Source organism: Oleiphilus sp. HI0117, assembly GCF_001635235.1.
Window position 1 is genome coordinate 1 of sequence record NZ_LWGA01000622.1, and the last position, 6426, is coordinate 6426.

The 6426-nt window shown below is 44.6% G+C and carries 6 protein-coding genes; 4 read left to right on the forward strand and 2 right to left on the reverse strand.

Going from position 1 to position 6426, the window contains the following annotated elements; all coding sequences use genetic code 11:
• The 3 genes from A3757_RS26590 to A3757_RS07020 all read left to right on the forward strand — a co-directional run.
• Window positions 1–378: hypothetical protein (locus A3757_RS26590; RefSeq protein WP_197469910.1), on the forward strand; the 378-nt coding region annotated here is incomplete at its 5' end.
• Between the two features lie 10 nt (window positions 379–388).
• The gene (locus A3757_RS07015) at window positions 389–1837 is read left to right on the forward strand and encodes a DNA polymerase Y family protein (RefSeq protein ID WP_068509143.1); all 1449 of its coding nucleotides are present in this window, start codon (window positions 389–391) and stop codon (window positions 1835–1837) included.
• Entirely contained in the window at window positions 1837–4944 is a 3108-nt protein-coding gene (locus tag A3757_RS07020; RefSeq protein ID WP_068509141.1) for an error-prone DNA polymerase, read from the forward strand. Before A3757_RS07015 ends, A3757_RS07020 begins: the two co-directional genes overlap by 1 nt.
• 10 nt (window positions 4945–4954) lie before the next feature.
• Here the strand turns inward: A3757_RS07020 and A3757_RS28075 are convergent, their stop codons facing one another.
• Both A3757_RS28075 and A3757_RS07025 read right to left on the reverse strand, forming a co-directional pair.
• Window positions 4955–5032 (reverse strand): type II toxin-antitoxin system ParD family antitoxin, encoded by a 78-nt coding sequence (locus A3757_RS28075; protein WP_156490383.1) that lies wholly within the window; start codon window positions 5030–5032, stop codon window positions 4955–4957.
• Between the two features lie 136 nt (window positions 5033–5168).
• A complete protein-coding gene (locus A3757_RS07025; RefSeq protein WP_068553384.1) occupies window positions 5169–5381 on the reverse strand; it encodes a hypothetical protein in 213 nt (70 codons plus the stop codon).
• A gap of 249 nt (window positions 5382–5630) precedes the next feature.
• On the opposite strand from A3757_RS07025, the gene A3757_RS07030 reads away from it, so the two are divergent.
• A partial coding sequence (locus tag A3757_RS07030) for an ABC transporter substrate-binding protein (RefSeq protein ID WP_068553383.1) occupies window positions 5631–6426 on the forward strand: 796 nt, incomplete at its 3' end.

Here is a 6426-nt window from a genome sequence, read left to right on the forward strand (position 1 = left end):
CTATTTATTAATACTAACTCTGCGAATGAAGCCTTGTGGTCTGCAGAACAGTGCTTGAAAAGTGGTGCCTGTGAGGCCGTACTCCTGTGGCAAAACCAACTAGAAGTTCATCATATTCAACGCTTACAATTAGCCAGTAATCAGGGGCAGTGCCGTCAGTTCATCTTTCGAACAGCAAAGCAGCAAAGCCTTTCACTACCAGTCAATTTGAGCTTGCAACTAAAGGCTGAAGAGCGAGGTATCGCGATTACCATCGCAAAACAAAAAGGTGCCTGGCCAAAACCCGAATTCTCTCTCAATATGTCTTCTTATTGGCCTTCACTGGCACTACAAAACACGAACAACATCATCCCCTTCCCTGCTTCTAAAGCGGTATAAAGGTGATGCTATGTCTCTATCAACTTTATGGCTTTACCTCCACTTCCCTTCACTACAAATCGATAGCCTGTTTTTAAACCAGGCAGCATGCAATCAGGACGAACAGCAAGCCGTTATCGTAATCAATGGTCAAAAAAACATCGTAGTTCAAGCCAATGATCATGCCCTACAGCAAGGTATTCATTTGGGAATGGGGCTAGGTAGCGCTGCCTCCTTATGTCGTGAGCTCTGTGTGCATGCTTATGATCCCGAAATAGAAAGAAAGAAACTGCTTGAAATAGCTCACTGGCTCTATTTAGTCACCTCCGACATAAGCCTTTGCGGTTCAAATGGTTTGTTGTTACGGGTCAGTAATATGTTGAGCCTATATGATGGGCTCACGAGTTATTGGCAAACCCTAAAACAGCATTTGGAAAAACAGCAAGTCCATTATCAATACGCCAGTGCATACTCACCTCTAGCGGCTGAACTACTCGCAAGATCGGGCCTAAATCTGATTAGTGACGAACGTAAACAAGTGCTAGCGCACCTCAAGCAGCAAAAGCTTAGTGAAAGCCGCTTGCCTGATAAACAAATTGAGCGCTTGCAACGTGTCGGTATTCGAGACATGCAAGCACTCCTGGCTGTTCCCTCAGCAGAGCTTGCCAAACGTTTTGACCTATCCCTGGTTAATTATGTCGGACAACTCACCGGCACTCTGCCACAAGCCGTCCATTTCTATCATCCTCCCATGCAGTTTTCACGTTATTTGGAATTACTATTTGAACTCTCTAATCTTCAGCTTCTTGAAAAGCCCTTACTGCGCTTACTCAATGCACTGGAAGAGTTTTTACGAATCCAAAATCTTTATGCCTATGAGTTAAAACTACAACTTCATTTACGAGATAAAGGCTTTCAAGAAGTTTTTGCCAGCTCAGCAAAAGGTGATTATCTGGCAAAGGTATGGCTGGATTTATTCAGCTTACGTTTTGAGTCGGTTAAAGTCCCTTCGCCAGTTATTGGCATCACTATCTCGGCACATAAAACAAAAGCCAAGCACGAAGAAAGCATGGATTTTTTTGAGGGCGGACAGCGTAATGGCTCTTCTTTAGAGCTCATCTCAACACTTCAGGCAAAACTGGGCCCTGATTCAATTAAGAATATTGATTTAGTAGATGACCCACGGCCTGAGCTAAGCACCTGTTTACGTAACTATCAAAACCGGCCTATAAAAAAAGGCATGGCGAACCACCTGACAATCGACAAAGCAAAGCTTCGTCCCAGCCTTTTATTCCCCAAACCAAAAGTATTAAGAGAACGCGTCACGCTTATTGAGGGGCCTGAACGTATCGCGACAGGCTGGTGGGATGAGCAAAACGTTATTCGTGACTACTTTATTGCGCGTGCACATAGCGGCGCTTGGCTATGGGTATTCAGAACACCTGAACAACGTTGGTATTTACATGGAGTATTTGCCTAATGCAGCCTCACTATGCCGAGCTTTTCTGCCAGAGTAACTTCTCTTTTTTGGAAGGCGCGTCTCATGCTGAAGAACTGGCTATCCAGGCTTCATTTTTAGGCTATCAAGCACTCGCTATTACCGATGAATGTTCAGTCGCCGGTGTAGTCAAAGCACATACGGCGATAAAAGAGCATCAGCTACCAATAAAGCTGATTGTCGGCAGCCTCTTCCGCCTCGGCAAACATCTAGAATTGATACTACTCTGCCCCCATCGACAAGCTTATGCCGAGCTATGTCGCTTAATTACGAATGCTAGACGTCGAGCCAAGAAAGGTGAATACCAATTAACAGACTGGGATATCATGAGCATTCAGCATTGCCTGCTTATCTGGTTACCCAGCGGTAAGGCGCATGACCATTCCCAAGCCAAATGGCTGAAGAAGCATCACGCCAACAGACTTTGGCTTGGCTTACAGCGCCACCTGAAATACAACGATAAACAATATATCCAGCACTGCCAGCGTTTGGCCGAAAGTTGGGACTTAGCCATCACCGCCTGCGGTGGTGTATTAATGCATACCGCAACACGCCTACCGCTACAGCACGCTCTGACAGCCATCAGAAAAGGCCGTACCATTGCTCAGTCTGGCAAGCAGCTACTTAACAATACCGAGCGTTGTTTAAGGTCCAGACAGAAAATAAGCAAACTGTTTCGCGAGGAGTATTTACACGAAACTCTTGTTATCGCCCAACAATGCCAATTCAAGCTTAATGAACTTCGTTACGAATACCCTAGCGAGCTAGTCCCGAACAATGAAACACCCATCTCTTACCTGCGTACTTTAGTCACACAAGGCGTGAGGTTTCGTTTCCCTCAAGGTATTCCTGATCATATTCAGTCAACCATAGACAAAGAGCTGAATCTAATTGCAGAGCTGGACTATGCCTACTTCTTCCTAACGATCCACGACATTGTAATGTTCGCCAAACAAAGAGGAATTCTTTATCAAGGAAGAGGCTCTGCAGCCAACTCGGTAGTGTGTTATTGCCTGGAAATCACCTCTGTCGACCCTCGCCAGATATCTGTATTGTTTGAGCGCTTTATCAGTAAGGAGCGCAATGAGCCGCCTGATATCGACGTCGATTTCGAACACGAACGCCGTGAAGAAGTCATTCAGTATATTTATCAGAAATACGGCCGAGAACGAGCAGCCTTAGCTGCAAGCGTCATCACTTATCGCTTTAAAAGCGCCGTCAGGGATGTTGGTAAAGCCTTAGGTATCGCCGAAACACAACTTGAGTTTTTTATTAAGAACGTTAATCGACGTGACCACAGCTTGACTTGGCAGTCACAGATCATCGAATTAGGACTCAACCCAGACACAGGTAAAGGCCAGCAGTTTATTAATCTCGTTAATGAAATTATGGGATTTCCTCGTCACCTTTCACAACATGTTGGTGGCTTTGTCATTTCATCCGGACCGCTATACGAACTCGTACCTGTCGAAAATGCCAGTATGGAGGCACGTACCGTCATTCAATGGGATAAAGATGACCTCGAAAGCCTTGGACTACTGAAAGTCGATGTATTGGCGCTCGGTATGCTCAGCGCTATCCGTAAGACATTTTCCCTTATTCAACAATACCACCAACGAGACTTGAGCATCGCAGATATCACCCGTATGCAGGATGACCCAAAGGTTTATCAGATGATTCAGCGAGCCGACACTATTGGCGTGTTCCAGATCGAGTCTCGTGCACAGATGAGTATGCTGCCACGTTTAAAACCAGAAAATTATTATGACCTGGTGATTCAGATCGCTATTGTCAGACCCGGGCCAATACAGGGAGATATGGTTCACCCCTTCCTAAAGCGGCGTAATGGTGAAGAGAACATCGAATACCCTTCGGAAGCTGTTAAGGAAGTCTTATCCCGCACGCTGGGAGTACCCATTTTTCAGGAGCAAGTGATCAAGCTGGCTATGGTCGCCGCCGGATTTACCGGGGGCGAAGCTGATCAACTCAGACGCGCCATGGCCTCTTGGAAAAAGACGGGTAAGCTGATGCAATTTAGATCGAAACTGATTGAGGGGATGCTGGAAAGGGGCTATGAGCAAGCCTTTGCAGAACGGATTTTTGAACAAATCTGCGGCTTTGGAGAGTACGGTTTTCCTGAGAGTCATTCAGCTTCATTTGCCGTACTCGCATACGCTTCTGCATGGTTAAAGCATTACTACCCAGTTGAGTTCTACACATCCTTACTCAACAGCCTACCCATGGGTTTCTATAGCGTTTCACAGCTCGTACAAGACGCTGTACGCCACAACATTGAAGTACGCCCCGTATGTATTAACCAGTCAGATTATGACCATCGTTTAGAAAAACTGCCTGAAAAAGGCACTAGTCATTACAGCCACGCCATGAGGTTAGGCTTACGGCAGATAAAGAACCTCAGCGAAAAAGGCGCCAGGGAAATTCTCAGCAAACGCCCGAATGCTGGTTATCAAAATGCACAGGCACTTCATCAGCTGACATTGAACCAAAAGGACCTTGAGGCCCTCGCTTCTGCCAATGCTTTACAATGTTTTGCAGAAAACCGCTACGCAGCGCGCTGGGCGCTTATGAATCCGCCTCAAAACTTGGCACTACCTGAGCAAGATGCAAAGCTGCAAGTAAAAGAGGAAGCACAATACCAATACCGGCCGAGCAACTTTGACAACCTGATTGAAGATTACGCCTCGCTACAACTAAGCCTTGAGCAGCACCCTATTACCTTATTAGACCGTATAGGTTGCTTAGGAAAATTTACCCGATCAACACAGCTAGCAAAGATTAAACATCAATCCTTTGTTGATATAGCCGGTGTCGTCACAGGAAAACAATCCCCAGGAACCGCTTCAGGTGTAACCTTTATGACCTTGGAAGATGACACCGGAAACATCAATGTCGTTATTTGGGCAGGCACGGCGCGGGCACAAAAAAAAGCTTACTTGAGCGCAAAAATCCTCAAGATCAAAGGCATCCTGGAACGTGAAGGAGAAGTCACCCATGTGATTGCGGGCAAGCTAGAAGACATGACGGAACAATTAGCAGGCTTACAGAGTCGTTCTAGAGATTTTCATTAAGACGCGAGGTTTATCTACCTTCATCAATTTGCTGTGCAATAAAGCCATCAAAGTGGTCACCTAAAGTTGTGCTTGTATTCTTCGGCACTTTGTCACCTCTCGTATACCATTTAATACCCAATAATGGTTAAGCACCCATAACCAAGCAATCAAGTACGCATCCTTCAGTCGTCGGATACTCTTTCATAAGGTCTTATAAGCAAACTTTGTAGTTAGCTCTACTCTCAATCCCCAGCTTCAAAAATCGTTTCTACCATTGCAGAGGCAACTCCAGAGACTTCTACCCGATAATCGGTTTTGCCAAAACTAAGCACGGCTCCAATAAAGGTGCTGCCAATCGCGTCTAGCATCTGATCTGGCTCCAATTGCATGTTTTCACAAATTTCGGCAACTTGGTCCGAAAATTCCTGCAATACTTCTTGAGACAGTTCACTCATACATAACCTTCCTAAGCCAGAATAATTTTCTTAACCATAAGAGAATTACGTCTATAAAACAATGGATTACTTAACTTACCCCTAAGCTATAGGTACTTTGTCACTTTATACGTATAGTTAAAAGACTGCCTTTTTTATGCAAATTGAGGCTTATCTTCAAAAACCAACTAATATTAAGGGATAGGTTGAGGTTGCCTGTCGTATTACAGAAGGTCTCTTGCTATGTAATAAATTACTCGCAAACTAGAAATGGAGAAGAAGCTTACTGTGGTAGTCTCTCTACTTGCTCAAAAACTTTTTGCTCTCGCACTATTGGTCTTAATCTGCTTTTCACATGCCAACGCTCAAGGCGATGACAAATTGATCATATTTGTCGACAAAAGTTACCCGCCTTATATGTATCAAGTTGAAAAAACAGAAGCTGACGGTTTATATCCAAGACTACTAGAAGCAACCATCAAACAGGCCGGGCTCAAAACTGAAATTAAAGCGTTACCCTGGAAGCGCGCTTTATTGTATAGCGCAAGCGGCAAAGGCGCTGTCGGCGGCGCGTATAAAAGTGATGAGCGCATAAAAACCTACGATTACTCCGCACCACTGTACCAGGAAAAACTGGTTTTATTTATCAATAAAGATAAGCCTTTTGAATTCAATTCAATTGAAGACCTGAAAGGAAAGGTTGTTGGCGTTAATCGCGGCTGGTCCTATGGCCAAGCATTCGATACAGCCAGAGAAAATGGTTTATTCACTCCAAATGTATGTAATGACCCTCACGATAATTTTAAAATTCTCGCCATGGGAAGAATCGACTGCGTCATACTAGATCAGATATCAGGCGATTCTTATACACGCATTTTGGGAATCGAAGATAAAGTGAGCGCTTTGCCCAATGCCTTTTCAATCAATGATGCTTACCTAATTATTCCTAAAGTACTTAAGATGACCCCATTTCTAAACGACTTTAATTCAGCACTTAGGCGCATACGCGAAGATGGCACTTATCAGAAAATCGTACAAACTTTCGTGCAAGAAGCCATGTCGGATT

Excerpts from the sequence above, each read along its gene's own strand:
- A3757_RS07015 (WP_068509143.1), top strand. The coding sequence starts at position 389 with ATGTCTCTATCAACTTTATGGCTTTACCTCCACTTCCCTTCACTACAA.
- A3757_RS07020 (WP_068509141.1), top strand. The coding sequence starts at position 1,837 with ATGCAGCCTCACTATGCCGAGCTTTTCTGCCAGAGTAACTTCTCTTTT.
- A3757_RS07025 (WP_068553384.1), bottom strand. The coding sequence starts at position 5,381 with ATGAGTGAACTGTCTCAAGAAGTATTGCAGGAATTTTCGGACCAAGTT.